The organism is Streptomyces sp. TLI_146 (genome assembly GCF_002846415.1).
Classification (GTDB): domain Bacteria; phylum Actinomycetota; class Actinomycetes; order Streptomycetales; family Streptomycetaceae; genus Streptomyces.
The window spans coordinates 737,746-758,005 of the sequence record NZ_PJMX01000001.1; the positions used below are offsets into that span (position 1 = coordinate 737,746).

At 70.1% G+C, this 20,260-nt stretch carries 19 protein-coding genes and 1 pseudogene; 10 read left to right on the forward strand and 10 right to left on the reverse strand.

What is annotated here, in order from left to right; translation table 11 throughout:
- Window positions 1-88: 88 nt before the first annotated feature.
- Together BX283_RS03350 and infA are read left to right on the forward strand one after the other, a co-directional pair.
- Entirely contained in the window at window positions 89-880 is a 792-nt protein-coding gene (locus BX283_RS03350) for an N-acetyltransferase (RefSeq protein WP_101386166.1), read from the forward strand.
- Window positions 877-1,101 (forward strand): translation initiation factor IF-1, encoded by a 225-nt coding sequence (gene infA, locus BX283_RS03355; RefSeq protein ID WP_069759925.1) that lies wholly within the window; start codon window positions 877-879, stop codon window positions 1,099-1,101. The genes BX283_RS03350 and infA overlap by 4 nt, the downstream gene beginning before the upstream one ends.
- A gap of 52 nt (window positions 1,102-1,153) precedes the next feature.
- On the opposite strand, the gene BX283_RS03360 is transcribed toward infA, so the two are convergent.
- Window positions 1,154-1,975 (reverse strand): hypothetical protein, encoded by an 822-nt coding sequence (locus tag BX283_RS03360; protein ID WP_143676367.1) that lies wholly within the window; start codon window positions 1,973-1,975, stop codon window positions 1,154-1,156.
- 90 nt (window positions 1,976-2,065) lie between these two features.
- The gene (locus BX283_RS03365; protein ID WP_101386168.1) at window positions 2,066-2,704 is read right to left on the reverse strand and encodes an RNA polymerase sigma factor; all 639 of its coding nucleotides are present in this window, start codon (window positions 2,702-2,704) and stop codon (window positions 2,066-2,068) included.
- A 703-nt stretch (window positions 2,705-3,407) separates the two neighbouring features.
- Here BX283_RS03365 and BX283_RS39970 point away from each other — a divergent pair.
- Together BX283_RS39970 and BX283_RS03375 are read left to right on the forward strand one after the other, a co-directional pair.
- Window positions 3,408-3,764, forward strand: a complete 357-nt coding sequence (locus tag BX283_RS39970; RefSeq protein ID WP_143676368.1) for a hypothetical protein — start codon at window positions 3,408-3,410, stop codon at window positions 3,762-3,764.
- A gap of 14 nt (window positions 3,765-3,778) precedes the next feature.
- Window positions 3,779-5,998 carry a bifunctional polysaccharide deacetylase/glycosyltransferase family 2 protein gene (locus BX283_RS03375; protein WP_257581849.1) on the forward strand — a complete coding sequence of 740 codons (2,220 nt, stop codon included), beginning with the start codon at window positions 3,779-3,781 and terminating at the stop codon, window positions 5,996-5,998.
- 108 nt (window positions 5,999-6,106) lie between these two features.
- On the opposite strand, the gene BX283_RS03380 is transcribed toward BX283_RS03375, so the two are convergent.
- Window positions 6,107-6,550 carry a transglycosylase SLT domain-containing protein gene (locus BX283_RS03380; RefSeq protein ID WP_101386171.1) on the reverse strand — a complete coding sequence of 148 codons (444 nt, stop codon included), beginning with the start codon at window positions 6,548-6,550 and terminating at the stop codon, window positions 6,107-6,109.
- Window positions 6,551-6,980: 430 nt separating this feature from the next.
- A complete protein-coding gene (locus BX283_RS03385; protein ID WP_257581853.1) occupies window positions 6,981-8,609 on the reverse strand; it encodes a class I adenylate-forming enzyme family protein in 1,629 nt (542 codons plus the stop codon).
- A 577-nt stretch (window positions 8,610-9,186) separates the two neighbouring features.
- Between BX283_RS03385 and BX283_RS03390 the strand changes: the two genes are divergently transcribed.
- The 3 genes from BX283_RS03390 (at window position 9,187) to BX283_RS03400 (ending at window position 10,273) form a co-directional block, all read left to right on the forward strand.
- The gene (locus tag BX283_RS03390) at window positions 9,187-9,678 is read left to right on the forward strand and encodes a DUF2975 domain-containing protein (protein ID WP_101386173.1); all 492 of its coding nucleotides are present in this window, start codon (window positions 9,187-9,189) and stop codon (window positions 9,676-9,678) included.
- Window positions 9,678-9,899 carry a helix-turn-helix transcriptional regulator gene (locus tag BX283_RS03395; protein ID WP_101386174.1) on the forward strand — a complete coding sequence of 74 codons (222 nt, stop codon included), beginning with the start codon at window positions 9,678-9,680 and terminating at the stop codon, window positions 9,897-9,899. Before BX283_RS03390 ends, BX283_RS03395 begins: the two co-directional genes overlap by 1 nt.
- A 167-nt stretch (window positions 9,900-10,066) precedes the next feature.
- Window positions 10,067-10,273: a cold-shock protein gene (locus BX283_RS03400; protein WP_101392103.1), complete on the forward strand. Its 207-nt coding sequence runs from the start codon at window positions 10,067-10,069 to the stop codon at window positions 10,271-10,273.
- 87 nt (window positions 10,274-10,360) lie between these two features.
- Here BX283_RS03400 and BX283_RS03405 read toward each other — a convergent pair whose 3' ends face one another.
- The gene (locus BX283_RS03405; RefSeq protein WP_257581855.1) at window positions 10,361-11,680 is read right to left on the reverse strand and encodes a CdaR family transcriptional regulator; all 1,320 of its coding nucleotides are present in this window, start codon (window positions 11,678-11,680) and stop codon (window positions 10,361-10,363) included.
- Between the two features lie 243 nt (window positions 11,681-11,923).
- Between BX283_RS03405 and BX283_RS03410 the strand changes: the two genes are divergently transcribed.
- Window positions 11,924-13,264, forward strand: a complete 1,341-nt coding sequence (locus tag BX283_RS03410) for a lipase family protein (protein ID WP_101386176.1) — start codon at window positions 11,924-11,926, stop codon at window positions 13,262-13,264.
- A gap of 113 nt (window positions 13,265-13,377) precedes the next feature.
- Here BX283_RS03410 and BX283_RS03415 read toward each other — a convergent pair whose 3' ends face one another.
- Complete coding sequence (locus tag BX283_RS03415; protein ID WP_101386177.1) at window positions 13,378-14,598, reverse strand: lipase family protein; 1,221 nt, start codon at window positions 14,596-14,598, stop codon at window positions 13,378-13,380.
- A 144-nt stretch (window positions 14,599-14,742) separates the two neighbouring features.
- Entirely contained in the window at window positions 14,743-15,309 is a 567-nt protein-coding gene (locus BX283_RS03420; RefSeq protein ID WP_101386178.1) for a TetR/AcrR family transcriptional regulator, read from the reverse strand.
- A 150-nt stretch (window positions 15,310-15,459) separates the two neighbouring features.
- On the opposite strand from BX283_RS03420, the gene BX283_RS03425 reads away from it, so the two are divergent.
- A complete protein-coding gene (locus BX283_RS03425) occupies window positions 15,460-16,932 on the forward strand; it encodes an MFS transporter (RefSeq protein ID WP_101386179.1) in 1,473 nt (490 codons plus the stop codon).
- A gap of 56 nt (window positions 16,933-16,988) precedes the next feature.
- On the opposite strand, the gene BX283_RS03430 is transcribed toward BX283_RS03425, so the two are convergent.
- A complete protein-coding gene (locus BX283_RS03430) occupies window positions 16,989-18,167 on the reverse strand; it encodes a cytochrome P450 (protein ID WP_101386180.1) in 1,179 nt (392 codons plus the stop codon).
- 750 nt (window positions 18,168-18,917) lie between these two features.
- Between BX283_RS03430 and BX283_RS03440 the strand changes: the two genes are divergently transcribed.
- On the forward strand, window positions 18,918-19,112 hold the full coding sequence (locus BX283_RS03440; protein WP_101386181.1) for a DUF1737 domain-containing protein: 195 nt from the start codon (window positions 18,918-18,920) through the stop codon (window positions 19,110-19,112).
- Window positions 19,113-19,137: 25 nt separating this feature from the next.
- Here BX283_RS03440 and BX283_RS41380 read toward each other — a convergent pair.
- Together BX283_RS41380 and BX283_RS03450 are read right to left on the reverse strand one after the other, a co-directional pair.
- Window positions 19,138-19,308: pseudogene (locus BX283_RS41380) on the reverse strand (GNAT family N-acetyltransferase); the annotation flags it as partial.
- A gap of 216 nt (window positions 19,309-19,524) precedes the next feature.
- Window positions 19,525-20,205 carry a TetR/AcrR family transcriptional regulator gene (locus tag BX283_RS03450; RefSeq protein WP_101386182.1) on the reverse strand — a complete coding sequence of 227 codons (681 nt, stop codon included), beginning with the start codon at window positions 20,203-20,205 and terminating at the stop codon, window positions 19,525-19,527.
- Window positions 20,206-20,260: the final 55 nt, after the last annotated feature.

Genomic DNA, 20,260 nt, shown 5'->3' on the forward strand with positions numbered 1-20,260 from the left:
TGCTCCCCTTACCCGTCACGGTCCGGCGGCTGACGTTCGGTGTCGCCAGGAGCGCCTGAGATCAAGGCACTCCTGGAAGGAGACTCCGATGAACACAAAGCCCTTCACCTCTGGCCTGAGCAAGAACGCGGTGACGATCACACGCGTCGCGGACAGGCAATGGCACGCCCTGGATGACGACTTGGTGGTCGGCCGCGGGTATGCGCAGCACCGGCCCGACGGACGTTTGTTCGTCAGTATCGACACCTGGCACGACGCCCCCTTCGACCAGCTTGCCCAGGCGATGCTGGCGGAACTTCCCGCGCCGCTCTGCACGGTGGTCGACGAAGCCGACGTCGAGCTGACGGCCCGCTGGCAGCGGGCCGGATTCACCATCCGGCGCCGCGAGTGGGAGTACGAAGTGCCGACCGACCCACGGGTCACCGGGCTCGGAGCAGTCCTGCCGCCCGCGGGCGTGACGATCGTGCCCGCCGGTCAGGCGGACGAGAGTCTGCTGCGAGCGGTGGACCGAGCGATCCGCGACGAAGTCGAGGCGGGCGTCGGGTGGCAGTCGATGCCCGTGGAGGTCATTCCCCGTACCGAAGGCGACACGATCGTCGACCCGTCGATGTACACGGTCGCCGCGACGCCGGACCGCTACCTGGGGCTGATCCGGGTGGTGAGAGTCAAGCGGCCACGCATCGGGCTGGTCGCGGTCCAGTCCGGCAAGCAGCGCCGCGGCATCGCGCGGGCGCTGCTCGCCCACGCGCTGGGAACGCTGCACCGCTCCGGGTGCGCAGCGGCCTGGGCGGAAGTCGACGAGTCCAACCAAGCAGCCTCGGCTCTGTTCGAGGGCATCGGCGCCCGCCCGATGAACAGCAACCTGGAGCTGGTGCGATGACCAAGCACAAGAACGTCATCGAAGTCGAGGGCAAGGTCGTCGAGTGCCTGCGCAGCGCCATGTTCACTGTGGAGCTCGAGAACGGCCACCAGGTGCTCGCACACATCAGCGGGAAGATCCGCAAGAACTACATCAAGATCATGCTGGAGGACCGGGTGCTGGTGGAGCTCCCGCCGTACGACCTGACGCGCGGCCGGATCGTGTTCCGGTACCGCAACTAGCGGCAGTCATCCCCTGGAACGCGCGCCCAGCGAAGCAGCGTGTGGGAGGGCACTACTGCGGGTGCTTCCCCGTCCCCGGCTCACCGCCGCTCCGCTGACCGCTGCCGGATGGGCCATGCGTACCGCCGGGGTTGCCCCCGGATGTGCCGGTACCGGAGGCTCCGGACTTGTCCGGAGTGCCGTTGCCGGGGCCTGCGGGATGCTGGGCGCGCTTATCCGTGTCGGTCGGTTTGCGGGGGGTGGCCGTCGCACGCGTCAGTTCCTCGGCGCAGTAGGCGGGGACCTTGCTCTTGCCGCCGGCGGCGTCGACGAGCCGCTGCCAGGCCGTCCCCTTGGGCGTTTGGCCGTCCTTCAGCGTCTGTTCATAGGCGCGGCAGCGATCTGCGGTGTCCTCGGCAGGAGAGGGACGGTCCGTCGGGCCGGAGCTGCGGGGTGGCGCCGACAGGGCCGCACCGCCGCGCGCGGTCGGGGTACTTGCCGACGGCCGGGCGGTCGCCCGGTCAGCATCGGTCCCGTCGGAGGGCGAGGTGGCGGAACCGATCGCCGCGACCGCGACACCGCCCAGAGCGAGGCTGGCGAACACCACGCCGAACGTCATTCGCAGCGGGTGCCGGACACCCCGCTCCTCGGGGCGACGCCAGTCGTCACAGCGCCGGGTGCGTGCCGGAGCGGCAGCGCCATGGGCGGCGGCCCGGAAGGCATTCAGGGCACGCCGCTCGGCCTCGGGGTCGAGGTCGTCGGCGCGCAGAGCGGCGGCCAGCACCGCTTCCAGCGCGCCGAAGCCGTGCGCGTCCCCGGGGTCGGATGCAGGGCCGCCAGCGCGTCCATGCCGGTGACGGACCGGAACTCCGTCGCCGCTCAGCCGCTCACCCATGTTCTCTTCCGTTCCCGTATGACCGTTTCAATTCGTTCCCGACGCATGGCCGCATGCGTTCAGATCGATCGATGGTGCCCTTGGCGGTGTTCATGTCGACTTTCCCAGCGCGTGGGAAGCCTCATTCGTCACACCGGCCTCCGCCTCGGAGCCCACGCCCAGCTGGCGGCCCAGGCGCTTGAGCCCCCGGTGGGTGGCTGTGCGTACCGCTCCCGGGCGCTTGCCCAGGGCGCGGGCGGCAGCGGGGCCGTCCAGGCCGACGACGACCCGCAGGAGCACCGCCTCGGCCTGGTCCTGCGGCAGCGTGCGGACCAGCTCCAGGGCCTGTTCGGTGGAGAGGGACTCCAGAGCCTGGTCAACGGTGTTGTGCGGCGCGGGCAGATGCAGGAGGTCCTGTTCGGTCCCGCCGACCCGGGGCCGGGCGCGCTGGCGACGGAGGTGGTCCAGTGCCCGGTGCCGGGCGATCGTGGCGGTCCAGCCGCGAAATCCCGCCCCATCGCCCTTGAAGCGCCCGAGGTCACGGGCTATCTCCAGCCAGGCGTCGGAGGCGACGTCCTCGGCGTCGTTGCCGACGAGAGCACGTAGATAGCCCAGCAGGCCCGGCTGCACGATCCGGTAGGCCACCGCGAAGGCGGCCTCGTCACCTTCCTGGGCCCGCGCGACCGCCGCGCCCAGTTCCCCGTCGTCCGCCCGTATGCGCCGGGATTGCTGTACCTGGCCCAAGACCATCCTCGTTCGCACCGGGTTCCTGGCGAGCCCGTGTCATCCGCCGCGCTCCGGTCACGTCGACGTCCCCATGATGAACAGCGCCAGCGGCGACAGAAGTGTCACCGCGCACCGGCGGCCCCTCACGCCCCGGCACCGCGCACGCGGCGAAATCAGCGGACCGGTGCGGTAGCCGGGGACGACAACAGCGCGTCCGCATCGACCTCTCCACCCACCCCCTGTCCGGATCAACCCTTTCCAGTCGGTTCATCCGCCCTGTGGGAACGGGGGTGTAACACTTCCGGCCACGTTCGCTCTTTCCCCGTGGGCGACCATGCCGGTCGGCCGGGACAAGGAGACACGACGGGTGCGGTGGACAGACGACAGCGGAACGGCGTACGGCGAGAACCCGGACGGCGATGCCGGATACACCTATGTCTACAGCCGCGAATACGGCGGGGGCTTCGTCCCTGACACGTCTGCGCAGCCCTGGGACGCAAGGCAAACCGCGCAGTGGACACCACCACAGGCACACACCTCCTCCGCGTGGGAGCCCGCGTGCACGGACACCCTCACCGCACAGCTGCCGGTACTCGACACTCCCGAGCAATCCCAGCCCCAGCCCCAGCCCCAAACGGATATACCCCCACATGAATCAGGGCAGCCCGTATTCGTCGATGCCTCCGGACGACGCCAACGTCACGTTTTCCGCGCGGCCGGGCTGCTGATGATCCCTGCCGTCGGTTACGTCGCCCTGCTCACCAGCACGATCCTGGGCGGCCCCACCATCAACTCCCCCATCTTCCCGAAGGGGGCACAGGCCCACCCGGCCGCACCCAGCGCGACCGCTCCCGGCTCGCCCACTGCTACCGCCCCCACCTCCAAGACCCCAACGCGCAAGAGCCCCGGAACCACTGTCCGCCGGGTACCCGGCCCCAGCGGCCGCCCGGTCTCCGCCGTCCCCGCACCCGCGGCGCGGCGCACATCCGCACCCACCGCGAGCGCCGCCCCGACCGCGACCGCCGCGCCTGCCCCCTCCCCCAAAGGACGCGCCGTCGGCTCGTCCCACAAGCCCGTGAAGTGACCCAAGGCTCTGACGTGACCGCTCGCCGACACCGCACCGCTCCCGCCGGCCACCACGCCCGCGCCCGTGCCCGCCGCATCACCCCCCGCACCCACTGGGTCCTGCTCTGCGTGCTCGCGGTGACCCTGTCGACGGCCCTGCTGCTGCAGGGCTACACCCACCACATGTTCGGCATCACCCAGGACGACGTGACCCGCTCCCAAGGCCGCGCCGATGCGGTGCCCAGCCAGGTGGTCCACGGCGGCCCCGTGATCGCGGATGCCTCCGGGGCCGCGCGCACCGCCCACGTCCAGGACCGCACCATCGCGCTCACCTTCGACGACGGACCCGACCCTCTCTGGACGCCGCGCATCCTGGACGTCCTGCGCCGCAACCACGTCCACGCGACGTTCTTCGTCGTCGGAACCCAGGTCGCCGCTCACCCGGACGTGGTACGCCGCATCGTCGCCGACGGCCACCAGCTCGGCATCCACACCTTCACCCATCCCGACCTGTCCGAACTCGCCCCCTGGCAGCGCTCCTTGGAGCTGAGGGAGACCCAGCTGGCGGTCGCCGGCGCCGCCGGGGTCACCACCGCGTTGTTCAGGCCGCCGTACTCCTCGAAGTCCGACGCGCTGGACAACGCCGCATGGCCCGTCCTCGAACAGGCCGACCGGGCCGGCTACGTCACGGTCCTGTCCACCCAGGACGCCGAGGACTGGCAGCGCCCCGGCGCGGACCGCATCCTCGCCAACGCGACACCGCGCGGCCGCGCCGGGCAGATCCTGCTGATGCACGACGGCGGCGGCGAGCGGTCCCAGACCGTCACCGCGCTGAGCGCCCTGATCCCACGGCTCAAGACGCAGGGCTTCCGCTTCGCGACGGTCGGCGACGCGGTCGGCATGGCCGACCCGGCCCGGCCCGCCGGATGGACCGACCACCTCCAGGGAATGGCCTTCATCAAGGTGCTGCAGGCCGGGGACTGGGCCGTATGGCTGCTGGGCGGACTGATGTACGCGGCCGGAGCGGTCAGCGTGCTGCGCGCGGCGATCCTGCTGATCGCCGCTCGTCGGCACCGGCGCCAGCGTATGAGGCGCCGCGGCCGGTCCTGGGGAGCGCCGGTGACCGAGCCGGTCAGCGTCATCGTTCCCGCGTACAACGAGAGCGCCGGGATCGAGGCGGCGGTGCGCTCCCTGCTCGCCTCGGACCATCCGGTGGAGATCATCGTGGTGGACGACGGTTCCACCGACGGCACCGCCGATCTGGTCGAGTCGCTGGGTCTGCCGGGGGTGCGGGTGATCCGGCAGGAGAACGCGGGCAAACCCGCCGCGCTCAACACCGGACTCACAGCCGCCAGTTGCGAGCTGGTCGTCATGGTCGACGGCGACACGGTCTTCGAAGCTTCCACCGTCCGCACGATCGTGCAGCCCTTCGCCGACCCCCGGGTGGGCGCCGTCTCGGGCAACGCCAAGGTCGTCAACCGCGGCGGTCTGCTCGGCCGCTGGCAGCACATCGAGTACGTGGTCGGCTTCAACCTCGACCGCCGTCTGTTCGACCTCGCCGAGTGCATGCCCACCGTCCCCGGAGCCGTGGGCGCGTTCCGCCGCCGGGCGCTGCTCGCTCTCGGCGGCGTCAGCGACGTCACCCTCGCCGAGGACACCGACCTCACCATGGCGCTGTGCCGCGACGGCTGGCGTGTGGTCTACGAGGAGCGGGCGGTGGCCTGGACCGAGGCACCCGCGTCGCTGAACGCCCTGTGGCGGCAGCGCTACCGCTGGTGCTACGGCACCCTGCAAGCGATGTGGAAGCACCGCGGCGCACTGGTGCAGCGCGGTGCCGCAGGAAAACTGGGCCGCCGCGGTCTGGTCTACCTGCTGCTCTTCCAGGTGCTGCTGCCGCTGCTCGCGCCCGTCGTGGACATCTTCGCCCTCTACGGGCTGCTCTTCCTCGATCCGATCCGGATCATCGGGCTGTGGCTGGCCTTCCTTCTCCTGCAAATGGCGATGGGCCTGTACGCGTTCCGCCTGGACAGAGAGCGCCCCGGCCCCCTGTGGAGCCTGCCGTTGCAGCAGTTCGTCTACCGGCAGCTGATGTACCTGGTGGTCATCCAGTCGGTCTTCACCGCGATGTCCGGCTCCAGACTCAAATGGCAACGCATGGAGCGCTACGGCAGCCTGCGGGCTCCGGGCGTGAAACCCGCGGGTGACGACCGCGCTCCAGTCGTTACCTATCCGAACCCGCACGAGGAAAACTAGGTCCTGCCGGTGGGGTGATACGCGCCTCCGTAGATGCAGATGCAGAAAGACGCTCGGCCGGGAATGTCCCGGCCGAGCGTCTTTCTTGCGTGTGCTGCCGCTGGTGGCTTAGTACCAGTGGTGGGCCTGCCAGAAGTTCCAGGCGCCGACGGGGCTGCCGTAGCGGTCGTTCATGTAGTCCAGGCCCCACTTGATCTGGGTGGCGGGGTTGGTCTTCCAGTCCGCGCCGGCCGAGGCCATCTTCGAGGCGGGCAGGGCCTGGACCAGGCCGTAGGCGCCCGAGGAGGAGTTCGTGGCGGTGTGGTCCCAGCCACTCTCGTGGGAGACGATGTTGCTGAACGCCGCGAACTGCGCCGGGTCCTTGATCATCTGCTGGGCGATCGCCTTGGCGCTCACCGGGGCCGCCTGGGCGGGAACGGTGGCGAGCAGGGAACCGGCGGCACCGAGGGCCACGACGGTACCCGCGAGGGTCTTCTTCGAAGCGGCGATGCGGCGGATGACGGACTGGGACACAGGCAGGCCTTTCACAGGGGACGAGGACGGTCGCGGCATGCCAGGGGCATGCGTGAGCCACTCACGCGAGGGAGAGGGGTTCGTCTGCGGCGGGAGGAAAACACCCGGGCCGCTCGGCGACTCATCCAGTTCTACCGACCCCCGACCGCCCTGGCAACGACCCCTCTTACTAGGCGGCCTCGCAGCCGGGGACCAGCGGCCCCCGCCCGCCCGGGACGGGATCCGTGCAGGTGAGAGCCCGTCCCAGGGACCGCCGTCGGGGCCGTGGGGGGCTACTAGCCTCCTACGTATGTGACGTGGGTCCTATGGGCCGAGTCACCCCCAACCCACCCAAATGTCACGAAAAGTAACCATCTATACCCTTCCGAGATGCCGGTGAGACAGGGCGACCACCTCGGAAACAGAGGAAGACGGCGGACCGGACACACGGCTTCACAGGCCTCCGTCACGCCCCCGGCGGAAGCGGCACCTACCGAGTGTCCACGGCCGTACTCGTCCACGCCGCGCGCAGCGCCTTCTTGTCCACCTTGCCGACCTTGGTCGTCGGCAGCTGGTCGAGCAGGACCGTCTTGCGGGGCGTGTACAGGTCCCCCAGCTCGGCGGTCACCGCGTCCGCGACCGCGTCCGGGTCGACATCGGCGCCCTCGGCCGTGGCCAGGAAGATCTGTACCGCCTCCCCGTAGGCCTCGTCCGGCACACCCAGCGCTGCCGCGTTGCGCACCCCGGGGAGCGTGAGCAGGAAGTCCTCCAGGACCCGGGAGTAGACGTTGTCGCTGGTGCTGCCGGTGACGATGATGTCCTTGGCCCGGTCGACGAGGTAGAGGTATCCCTCGGCGTCGAGGTAGCCCATGTCCCCGGTACGCAGCCAGTCGCCGAAGAACGCCTCTGCGGTGCGCTGCGGGTCCTCGTAGTAACCGAGCATCACGGCCTTGCCCCGGACACACACCTCGCCGACCTGCCCGGCGGGCAGCACCGTCGTGCCGTCTTCGTCGCGGATCTCGATCTGGGTGTCGGATATCGCGCGGCCGCAGCTGCGCCAGAGCTCGGGCCGGCGGGCCACCTGCGAGGCGAGGTCCTCCGCGTCGAAGGCGGCGATGCCGAGCGCCTCCGACTGCCCGTAGCCCTGGCCGATCACGGGCCCGAAGACCTCGACCACCTGCTGGAGGCGGCTGGGCGAGGACGCCGCGCCGCCGACGACGATCCGCCGCAGCGCAGGCAGCGCCCCCACCTCGCACTGCGGGTGGTCGAGCAGCGCGTACAGCATGGGCGGGACGAACATGGTGGCGGTGATCCGCTCCTCGCGCAGTACCGTCAGGGCCGCGCCCGCTTCGAACTCGGGCAGCACGACGAGGGCGCATCCGGTCACCAGTGCCTGAAGCGAGGTGAGGTGGCCGCTGGCGTGTGTGAGCAGCGTGGAGACGAGTACGCGGTCCGTACGCGGGTCCATGGTCGGGAAGAAACCTGTGGAAAGAGCGTCGCGCCCGTCCGCCTCCAGGCCCTCTGTCAGCACGTCGTACAACCGGTGGCTGTGGGCCGCGAGCTTGGGGCGGCCCAGGGTGCCGCCGGTGTAGAGGACGGTGACGGCTTCGTCCGCCGCCGGGGCGGGCACGCCCTCGGGGCGCGTCACGGGGCACCGGGCCGCCACGGCCAGGAGATCCGTACAACCCTGCTCACTGGGGCCGACGCTGAGCAGTACGGGTGCGTGGACGCTGCGCCCGGCCGCGTCGGCGGCGCGCGCCGCGAAGACGGGGTCGGTGACCACGGCGCGTGCCTTGGACTGCTCGACCAGCGCGGCGAGTTCGCCGGGCCCCGGCTCGGGCGGCAGGAACACCACGCGGCAGCCGATGAGATGGACCGCGAGCTGCACCAGGACGGAGTCCACACGGTTGGCCAGGAACAACCCCACACCGTCGCCCGGCGCGAGCCCCTGCCGCCTCAACGCGTGCCCCAGACCGAACAGCCGCTGCCGGGCCTCCCTGCGGGTCAGCCGCTGCGCACCCTGGACGAGCGCCTCGGCGTCCTCGTCCTCCTGCCAGTGCTCCAGGACGTGGTCCAGATACGTCCGCGACCGGGATGTTTCCTGCGCGTTAATGATCATGAACAAATGCAACCACGCCACTCAGGAGCCGCGACTTCATAGGGGACAACTTCAGCCATCTGCAACTGGAGCCCTATGTTCCGGTATGGGATGGTTGCCCGGCTCCCGACAGTCCGGGTCCGCAAGGGGGTGGCACCCCGGAGCCCCGGAACGCCGCCCCGCACTCCCCCACCCCCGACAAGCCGTACGCGACCGATTTTGGCGCCAAAGTACGGCCAAGCCGTGACGAACCCCCTCCGACGCGGGCCGCCACGCGTCTGCGCAGAGACGCCGGGCGTGCCCCGTCAGGATGCTGTGCACATCTTGGCGCCTGCGACCACATGATCCGCCGGACGGGCCGCAGCCCGCCCCTTGGGCAGCCCACCGGGCATACAGGACTCCGGCGTGGCCGGGCGGCATTCGGCGTGTGCAAGTGAAACTGACCTCGGCGAGATCGAGACGGCTCACGCAACCGCCGCGCCCTGGACGGCGACGTCCGCCGCCGCGCGAAGCTGCCACCCACCCCCCCCGTCCCAGCCCTTGCCCAACCTATCGATTTTCGATAGGTTTCCATCGTGATTCGATGGAAGGGCAAGTCATGGGAAAGCTGACCGTGCGTGCGCTGCGCGCCGTGCTCGTGGTGGTCCTCACCGGAACCGCGTTCGTCCAGGCAATGATGATGTGGACATTGATCAGCGGGAACGACCCGGAGGACGGCACGGTCCCGCTGACCGCGCTGCGCGTGATCACGATCGTGGGCATGGTGTCGGTCCAGGTCGCCCTGGTGTGCGTCTGGCGGCTGGTGGCGATGGTGCGACGCGGGACCGTGTTCTCCCACGCCGCCTTCCGGTACGTGGACGGCATCATCGGCGCGATCGTGGCGGCTGCCCTCGTGTGGTTCACGGTCACGGCCGTCAACGCGCCGGGCCAGCGGGACGACCCGGGCGTCACCCTCATCATGGGCGGGATCGGCGTGGCCATCCTGGGAGTCGCGCTCCTCGTGCTCGTACTGCGGATGCTGCTCGCCCAGGCCGTCGCCCGCGACGTCGAAGCGGCCCGGATGCAGGCCGAGCTGGACGAGGTGATCTGATGCCGATCACCGTCGACATCGACGTGATGCTGGCCAAACGCAAGATGTCCGTGGGCGAGCTCGCGGACCGCATAGGGATCACCCCCGCCAACCTGGCAGTACTCAAGAACGGCCGCGCCAAGGCGGTGCGCTTCGCGACGCTCGCCGCGCTCTGCGAGGTACTCAAGTGCCAGCCGGGCGACCTGCTGCGGTGGGAAGCCGAGGAGGCCGCAGGCGAATGAACCCTCAGCGCACGATCTGACACCGCCGTTCCTCGGACCATCTCCGCCTCACGTGAACTCAGAGGCAGGGACAGGGCGCGCCGGATGGCGGCGTTCACCGGTGGGGTCCATGATCGGGGGCGATGGACGCGGCGAAGTACGCCGCAGCACGACTGAAGGACATGAGCATGGCTACAGGCAAGGTCAAGTGGTTCAACGCCGAGAAGGGCTTCGGCTTCATCGAGCAGGACGACGGCGGGCCGGACGTGTTCGTCCACTTCTCCGCCATTCAGACCCAGGGCTTCAAAGAGCTCTACGAGAACGACCGCGTCTCCTTCGACGTCACCCAAGGCCCCAAGGGGCCCCAGGCAGAGAACGTCGTCCGCGAGCAGTAGACCGCACGCGCGGCCTGGCGGCCGCTGCACGGGACCTGGACCTTCGGTCGCGTGCAGCGGCCGCCCGCAACGTGCGCTGCCGGAGCGCTATGTCCGGGCCGACCACCAGTTCAGCGGCTTGGGCGTCATGGGCCGGTTTGCGTCCGGTGTGGCCTGGCGTACGGCGTCGTGGGCGGCCAGCGCCGCCCGCAGGGTCAGCACGTCGGCGCCGCGGGACGCGTCCAGGCCGGTGAGTTCGGTGGCCTTGCGCAGGCGGTAGTCGACCGTGTTCGGGTGCACCTGGAGCCCGGCTGCGGCCCGGCGCCGGTCGAGACCCCGCGCCAGGAAGGCGCGCAGCGTGTCGAGCAGTTCCGGGCGGGAATCCAGCGGGTCGAGCAGTGCGGCCAGCCCCGCCCTGGCCGGGCTCGGACGGCTCAACTGGTACTCCAGCAGGACGTCGTCGAGCAGGTACAGCCCGGGCCCCCGGCCTGACGCCTCCGCCACTGCGCACACCTCCCCGGCCAGCCGGGCGGCCTCCGCGACCCCTTCGGGCGCCGCCACCGTCGCCGCGGCCAACAGCTCGGCGCCGCACATCTGGCCGAGTTGCTCCACGAGGCGGGACAGCCGCTCCCGGTCCGCCGGGCCGAACTCGGCGGGGGGTGTCTCGTACGGGATGAGCGCGAGCCCGCCCTCTCCGGACAGCACCGACAGCGGCACGCCCGTCGTCTGGCGCTGGAGTTCGTTGCGCAGCCGCCGGAGCTTGCGGCGGGCGGCGACCGAGTGATTCACGCCGGGCACCAGCTCGTCCGGGTGCGGCCCCACCGCGATGCTCAGCACCAGATAGCACGGCGGCAGCCGGATGCCGGCCCGGTCCGCCGCGCCCTGCGGATTGCCGCCCTCCAGCAGCCGGGACAGCAGCGTCTGCAGAGCGACCTGCTCGTCGCCGAGCGCCGTCTGCCGCTCCTGTACGTACCCGGCCGCCACCTCGCAGCTCACCAGTCGCAGGTACGCGAGCAGTTGGCGCTGCACCAGCAGTACGTCTGCCAGGTCGCCCGGTTCGGCCGCTGAGAAGACCTGGGCGGCACACTCCTCCGCACCGAGGTGGTAGGCACCGACCACGGCCTCCAGCGGCACGCCCTCGTCGGCACGCCGGGCCGAGGACTCGCGGATGGCCGCCGCCTCGGCCTGGCCGGGCATCTCCCCGGTGGACAGGACCGCCGCGAAGGTCCGTATACCGCGCGTCACTTGTTTGGCGATGTCACCGCCGAGGTGCTCCGCCGGCAGCGTGCCGTACACCGGCAGCTGCTCGACCAGCCTGACCATCACGGCGCGCTCCAACGCACTAGAGGCGTCCTGGAGCCGCTTGTGGACCGGCACACCGCCGAACCGCGGCACCTGCATGCCTTCCGCGGCATTGGATCCGGTCACAATCCACCTCGCACATCTCTGTTCCCCACCCCGGAGACTCGGCCGCGTGTCGGCCCCATGATGTTTCCGGGACATCACCTACTGGTTGGTAACACGACTGGCTGGTGGATGGCCAGATGTGGCAGGACCTCGGCCGCGTCATTCACTGCATTTCCCTGCCGGGGACCGCCGCCCCGGCAGGCCCGAGGTGTCGCGCACCGGCCCCCCTGCCGGCGCGTCGCTCCCCCAGGAATCGAGGACCGCATGTCCAAGGCAGCTGTTCGCCTGATCTCCGTCGCTGTCGCCGCCGCAGCCATGGCGGCCACGCCCGCCGCCAGCGCTGTCGCAGCCACGCCGGCCGCCGCGACGGCCTCGGCAAGCGACCCGTTCTACGCCTACGACGGCAGCGAGCCGCTGTCCGCGTTCGCGCCGGGCACCGTACTGAAGACGCGGACCCTGCAGTACCACGTCCTGGGCATCCCCACCCCCCTCAAGGCGGTCCAGCTGCTGTACCGCACCACCGACGCGCAGGGCCGCCCGGCCGCCAACGTGACCACGGTGGTGCGCAGTCTGACGGGTGACAGCAGCAAGGCCGTCTCCTACCAGTCGTTCTACGATTCGCTCAACCCGGAGGACAGCCCCTCCCGGGCGATCGCCGGCGGCGTCACCCTGGGCGGTGCCATCCCCAACGCGGAGGCTCTCTTCATCGCGCCACTGCTGTTGAAGGGCTACAACGTCGTCATCCCGGACACCGAGGGGCAGCAGGCGAACTTCGCCGCCGGACCGGAGTACGGGACCAACACCCTGGACTCCATCCGCGCCGCGACGAAGGCGGCCGAGACCGGGCTCAACTCCACCACGTCCTTCGGCCTCATCGGCTACTCGGGCGGTGCCATCGCGACCAACTGGGCCGCCGCACTCGCGCCGAGCTACGCGCCGGACGTGAACCGCCGACTGGTCGGCTACGCCGAGGGCGGCCTGCTCGTCGACCCGGCGCACAACCTCAAGTACGTCGACGGATCGCTGGTCTGGACCGGCGTCATCCCCATGGCCGTCATCGGTGTCTCCCGCTCGTACGACATCGACCTGAAGAGCTACCTCAACAGCTACGGTCTGAGCGTCTACAAGGACCTGGAGCGCGGCTCCATCGTCGACGCCCTCGGCCGCTACCCGGGGCTGACCTGGAAGAAGATGGCGAAGCCGGAGTACGCCAACCCCAACTCGATCCCCGCCTTCGTGACGGCGATGAACAAGCTCAACCTCGGCTCCGCCGGCACCCCGTCCGTCCCCGGGTTCATCGGCCAGGGCGACGGAGGCGTCCTCGAGGGGACCTTCAGCAACCGCCCGGGCATCGGCACCGGCGACGGCGTGATGGTCGCCGGCGACGTGCGCTCGCTCGCCCGGCAGTACTGCGCCACCGGCGGCTCCGCGGTCAAGTACAGCCAGTACGAGGTGCTCAGCCACACGGGTGCGACCCTCGCCTGGGCGCCCGTCGCGCTGGGCTGGCTGAACGACCGCTTCGCCGGCCGTACCGCGCCGTCCGACTGCGGCCGGATCTCCGGCGGCAACTCACTCGCCCCGGAGGAGCCCGCTCCGCAGTCGTGATCCGCGGCTGACCTCGGCTGTCCGGCGGCGCGCGGATGGGGTGTTCGCGGCACCCTTCGCGCGTCGCCGGTCGGAGGTGCCTCCGCTCGACCGGCCCTTGCTGGTGGCGCGCTTCAGTCGGTCTTCGCCGACTCGTCGAAGAACCTGACGATCCGGGGCAGAGCCTGTCGCAGCGATCCGCTGTGGTCGTGGTCACCGACGTCGGTCAGCCGGGGGGCAGCGCCGTTCCTCACCAACTGGTCCGCGCAGTACGTCGCGTGACTGAAGTCGACGTCCTTGTCGCCCCGGCCGTGGAAGATCTCCACCGGTACGTTCGGCCGCCAGTCGCACGTGTGGTCCATCGGGCGCAGTTTGTCCTTCAGGACACCGCCCGGCTCGCGGATCTTGTTCAGGAAGTCCTCGGTGAACAGGTCCTTGGAGGCCGCCGGGAGTGTGTCGACGATCTGCTCGGTGGTGTGATAGCCGTCGAAGAGACCCTCCACCTTGTCGGCGTAGTGGGAGTTGAAGACATCACCGGGTGACGTATAGAGGCCGTACATCTTGTTCCAGGCGGTCACGAAGTACGCGAGGTAGATGCCCGATTTTTCGATCTTGTCGTCGGCTGCGGCGGCCTCGAAGGCCGAGAGGTCGTAGGGGCCGCTGACCGGGGCGAGCGCCCCCAGCCGGAAGTAGCGGTCGGCGCCCTCCTGTTGAAGCGCCCGGCCGACCAGCATGGTCGCGGGGCCGCCCTGCGAGAATCCGCTGACCTGCACCTTCCGCTTCAGCTCCCGGCCTTTGCGGTGGGCCAAGGTCCGGGCCGCACGCAGGCCGTCCACCGAGGCCGCGACGGTGGCCCGAGGGTCACCGTAGGGGTGGAAGCCTTCGCCCGATCCGAGGCCCACGTAGTCGGGGGCCGAGACGGCCCGCCCGGTCGAGGCGAACAGCAGGGCGGTGAGCCGGTCGTTCGACTTCGGATCCTCCGAGGCGACGTCCTTGCGGTAGACGGTGGTGCCGTGCAGCCAGGAGACAGTGGACAGGTAGCGCGTCCCGTTCGTGGGCAGGACGACGAGTTGGCTCGCGGTCGTGGGGGCGCCCGCGCTGTCAGTGGTGCGGTAGGTGACCCGATAGGCGGTCACGCCGTAGCGGACCTGGGACGAGTCGAAGGTTCCCCGGAGTTCCCCGGCCACTTCCTGCGCTGTGAGATCGGCGGCTTGCTCGACGGAGACGACGGCCCCACCTCGTGCCGGCTCGCCGTGGGAGTCGGCCACCGCCGAGACGGGAGCCACCAGGGCCGACACACTGCCGAGGACCGCCGCGCCAGCCAGAATCCGGATTCTTGTTCGCCGTGAAGTCATGGATGGATCCTGCCTGTTGGCTGCCGCACCGGGACATGGAGTGACCCCCCGGGCCGCAAGGGGGAAAACCTCCTCGGGGTCCGTAGGGGATGCCCCTCCACGGGACATCCCCGGCCGTCGGCTTCACCCGGGGCCGGACCGAGGTCACAGCAGTCGGTCGACCAGCCCGTCGACGTATTCCGGGGTGAGCGGGCCCATGTCGAACAGGACGCGGATATACATCGGGGCCAGGATGTGGTCCATCACGCCGAACGCGTCGGGGGCGTCCTCGCCGCGCTCGCGGGCGCGATCGAGCATGGACTGCAGCTGCCGGGTGCGTTCGGCGCGGAGTTTGTCACCGGCCTGCAGGCCCTGCTGACCTCTGTTGGACAGGGCGACGGCCAGGCGCAGTACCGCCAGTCCGTCGGGTCCGGTGATCTCGCGGGCCACTTGGGCCGCGTAGGTGCGCAGGTCACCGGCGAGGCTCCCGGTGTCGGGCATCGGTGACCGCGCGTTGAGGCGGGTGAGCGCCACGTCGGTGAGCAGGGTCTCCAGGTTGCCCCACCGGCGGTAGATGCTGCTGTCGGCCACCCCCGCGCGGGCCGCGACGTCGCCGACGGTGAAGTTGCCGTAGCCGCGCTCGCTGATCAGGTCGGTGACGGCCTGGTGCACCTCCGCGGCGACGCGGGCACTGCGCCCGCCGGGCCGCCGGGCTCGCTGTTGCTCGTTCATGCCCCCCACCTTAACGCAGTCGGCACTTGCGTTTGCGAGGCAACCTCCTTACAGTCTCCTAACGCAGTCACCGACTGCTTTAGAGCGCTCAGGTGTATCGCCACCCGTGTCGACCGCAGTCGGGCGCCACCAACGAGGGAGAGGAACCCCATGCCTGCATCGCATGCGGCGGACGTAGGCAGTCGACCGAACCGGGCCGTGCTGCTCGCGGTGACCTGCCTGGGCCAATTCATGGTCCTGCTCGACAACACGATCGTGGGAGCGGCGCTGCCCGATATGCAGCACCGGCTGCACACTCAGCTCACCGGTCTGCAGTGGATCGTCGACGCGTACGTACTGCTGGTCGCCATGCTGCTGCTGTCCGGCGGCATCTTCGCCGACCGGTTCGGCCGCAAGCGGGTGTACCTCACCGGCGTGGCCGTGTTCACCGCCGCGTCGCTGCTGTGCAGCCTCGCGCCCTCGGTCGGCTGGCTGGTCGCCGGCCGGGTGTTGCAGGGCATCGGGGCCGCGGCGCTGAGCCCTGCCTCGCTGGCCCTGCTCGCCGCCGCGTATCCCGTACCGCAGGAACGCGTCAAGGCGATCGGGTTGTGGGCCGGACTCAGCGGGATCGGTCTGGCCGCAGGCCCCGTGGCCGGCGGCGTGCTGACAGATGCCTTCGGCTGGCCCGCCATCTTCCTGGTCAATCTGCCCATCGGCGTGGTCCTGCTGCTGGTCGGTCTGCGCAGCCTTGAAGAGGCCCGCAATCCGAACGCCCCCGCGATCGACATCCCGGGCACGGTGCTGTCCGTACTGGGGGTGGGGGCGATGACCTACGGGCTGATCGAGGGTGGTGCCCGCGGCTGGACCTCACCGGTCATCCTGGGCAGCTTCGCCGCGGCAGCGATCCTCCTCGCCGCCTTCGTCGCCGTCGAAGCGCGGCGCTCCGCTCCGATGCTGCCGCTGCGGCTGTTCCGGCAGCGGCTGTTCACCGTGTCCAACACCGCCATGGTCGTGGTGGGGTTCGCGCTCATGGGCTCGTCGTTCTTCTTCTCCCAGTTCTTCGTGTACGTCCAGGGCAGCTCGATCCTGCGCGCCGGCCTGCAAACCCTCCCCGTCTCCCTTGCCATGGTGATCGTCAGCCCGTACGCGGGCCGGCTCGCCGCCCGGTACGGCTTCCGCATCGTGGTCACCACCGGCCTGGCCCTGGCCGGCCTGGGACTGCTTGCGCTCGGCATGGTGCACGCCGACACCGGTTACGGGAACGTGTGGTGGCGGCTGGGAGTCGTCGGGACCGGCTTCGCTCTGACCCTGTCCCCGCTGACGGGAGCCGCCATCCAAGCGGTCAGCACGCAGGAAGGCGGCCTCGCCTCGGGCATCAGCAGCACCACCCGGCAGATCGGTGCGGTGCTCGGGGTGGCGGTACTCGGAGCCGTCGTCCGCCATCGGCAGTCCGGCGGCGCCTCCTTCGAGACCGGCCTCAACAGCGCCTTCATGGCGGCCGGCGCCATCACCTTGGCCACCGCCGTGTTCACCGGCCTGTGGCTGGCGAGGTCCAAGCCCGCGGAAGACCCTGCGGCGCCGCAGCGTTCCACCGATCCAGTTGCGGTCACCACCTCGAACGAGGCATCCGCGCACAGCCATTGACGGCGACACGGACCTTGGGCGGGAGGCGCCGTCCCCCAGACGAGGTCGCGTTTGGTCTAGGCCAGCAGGGGCAGCGAGGCCAGCCCCCGGACGAGACGGGTACGCCGCCACTCCAGTCGGGCGGGCGGTACGGCGAGGCGGATTCCGGGGAATCGGGTCAGTACCGCTCGCAGGGCGATCTCCACCTCGGCCACGGCCAAGGGGGCGCCGACACAGCGGTGGATGCCGTGACCGAACGCGAGATGAGCGGCCGCGTCCCGGTCCGGGTCGAGGTGGTCCGGCTCCGGGAACCGGGCCGGGTCGCGATTGGCCGCCCCCAGCGCGACCAGCACCGGGACACCGGCCGGGATCTCGGTGCCGCCGAGCGTGACGGCCTCCGTGGTGAACCGGAAGGTGGCCATGCTCACCGCCGAGTCGAATCGGAGCAGTTCGTCCATCGCGGCAGAAACCCTGTCCGGGTTCTCCCGGAGGCGAGCCAGCACGCCCGGATGCTGGAGCAGCGCCAAGAGGGCGTTGCCGAGGGCATTGGTGGTCGTCTCGTGTCCGGCCACGAGCAGCAGCACGGCCAGGGAAACCAGCTCCTCCTCGCTCAGACGGTCCTCTCCGTCCCGGGCCGAGATGAGCCGGTCCAGGAGCGAGCTGCCGGGGTCCAGACGCTTCGCGGCGATGAGGTCCGTCATGTACCCGGCCAACGCGTGTGAAGCCGCGTCGATGACGTCGGGCTCTCCCTCCGCGAACAGTTCCGCGGACCAGCGCTGGACCGCGGGCCGGTCGGCCTGCGGCACTCCGAGCAGTTGGCAGATCACGATGACCGGCAGGGGAACCGCCAGGCGGGCCACGAAATCGAGCGGCCCGCCGACGGGCCACTGGTCCAGCAGTTCGTGGGTGGTCCGGGCGATGAAGGGACGCAGTTGTCTGACGGCCCCGGTCGTCAACTCCTTGGTCACCAGCTTCCGCAGCCGGGTATGCCTGGGCGGGTCACTGGCCAGCATGGTGTGAGCCACCGCCGGATGCAGGCGGCGCCGCGACTCCTTGCCCGCGAAGAAGGCGCTCGTGTCCTTCGACAGACGGGGGTCACTGAGGGCCTCCCGGGCCTCCGCGTAGCCGGTGACGAGGTAGTTGGCACGCCCTCCGGAACCAGCGGGCACGGACTGGACCGGACATGCGGACCGCATGGCCGCATACGTGGCATAGGGGTCCCGGGAGACATCGGGATCCTGGGCTGACTCGGTCATGGCCTCAGACTCCGACAGACCATGGTGGGTTTCGACGGAGCCCTCCCCCGTATCCGCCGCTTCGTCGGCCGTCCGCGGTACGACTCTCTTGGCGCGCTGCCCGCTGAACTGTCTCAGCCTCGACACCCCCTCCGTACGACTTGATCCACCTCCTCACAAAATAGCCGGTCAGCGCGCACTTACTTGTGGATTGAGGTGGGTTGGGGACGGCTCCGGGACCGCTCGGGGTTAGAGACGTAGTGCGTTCGCGGGCAGCTCGGAGGTGTGGGGACGGGAAACGTGCGAGGGTTGCGACTTCTGCCCTGCATGGCCCGGCCGGAAAAGAGGCGCGTCTGGGAGTACCACTCGTTCTGCGTGATCAGCGCACCGACCGTGTTGTCGATCCTGGTCTGCGGCTCGCTGCCCTGCTGCCAGAACGCACAGGGTGTGATGGCGGCCCGAAGTCGCCGTACAGCGGATACCGGGCCTTGTCGCGGATCGCCTCGCGGCGGTACCGCCTGTCGCGAGCGGCGTTGGGGTGCTCTGCCCGGCGCCCCGCAGGTCGAAGCCGACGAGGTCGTAGCGCCGCTTCACTTCCGCTGGGAAATTCGCCTTTCGGGGCCCATGGGCACATCGCGGGAAGGCGGGAGAATTCACTCTCCCGATCGGGGGAGGCGGCCAGCGGGCCGCCCGGTCATACCGAAACGGCTGGTCGCTGCGGGCAGAGAGAGACTGGCCCGGTGAACGGGTGCGTCTGGCATCCTTCACCTCATGAGCACGCCACCAAACGGACTGCCCATCTACCGAGTCTTGACCGGGCCGGACGACGCCACGTTCTGCCACCGTGTGAGCGAAGCGATCGGTCTTGGCTACGAACTGTATGAAGGCCCCGCCATCTCCTTCAACGGCGAGAGAGTCATCGTCGCTCAGGCGCTGCTCTGGCCGACACGGCCGCAGGGACGGTGAATCACACACATCTGCTGATCCAGCGTCACGCCAGGTCCTTGCGCATCAGCGTGCACATCGTCTCGTACCGCTGGAGCGAGCCGTCCTCCGCCTCCACGTCCCAGGAGTCGAGCTCGCGGCCGAAGGCCCGGTAGCCCAGGCGTTCGTAGAGGGCTCGGGCGCGCGGATTGCGCTCCTCGACGCCCAGTTCGGCAGGTCCGCGTCGGTGAGGCCGCGCACCGACAGGTGCAGTCTGATCTCGGTCATCGCCGCATCCCTTCGACTCCGACAGCGGCCGTCTCCCATTTCAGCAAGCCGGTCCCCGAGCCTCCAAGGGGTTTCGGACCGGCCCCGACGTCAGCCGGAAGGGCATGTCGGCCACGGTCGGGGCGGCACCCTGGCCCCGGGCCGCACTACGCCCCCCGACCGCGCGTCAGCTTGAGACGCGGGCCTCGATGCCGTCGAGGAGGAAGTCGAGGCCGGTCCGGAAGGTTTGGTCGGCGTCCAGGTGGGGGCCGTCGTGGACGAAGGAGGCCAGCGCGGGAAATCGGCCGGTGTCGAAGGTCCGCTGGAGATAAGGCCCGAAGGTGGCCTGCCACTGCTCCTGGTCCATCCCGGAGACCCGCTCGGCGCGCCGCTCGGTGATCTCCCGCCGTACCGCGCCGATCACGTACGCATTGACCGCGGCGACCGCCGGTACGACCGTGTCCAGGTCGACACCGCCCATCGCGGCCAGCACGGCCTCTCCGCTGGCCAGCGTGTTCGGCCCGAGCTGGGGCCGCCCGCCGAGCAAATCGGCGAGCCATTCGTGCCGGTGGGCGGCCTGCCGGGTGGTCTCGGCAAGGGAACGCAGCACCTCTCGCCAACTGTCTCCGGCCGGCTGGATCTCCGCGTGGACCGCGTCGACCATCAGGTCGAGCAGCTCCTCCTTGGTGGCGATGTAGCCGTACAGCCGCATCGGGCCGACGTTCAACACCGCGGCGACCTTGCGCAGCGACACCCCGTCCAGGCCGTCCGCATCGGCGAGTTGGATCGCCGCCTGGACGATCCGCTCCCTGCTCAGCGGGGCCGGCATCGGTCGCTCCGGCGGCTCCGGCCGCTCCCACACCAACATGCCGACGACAATACAGCGTTGGGAGCGATACAGTGTATTGAACAATACAGTGAAT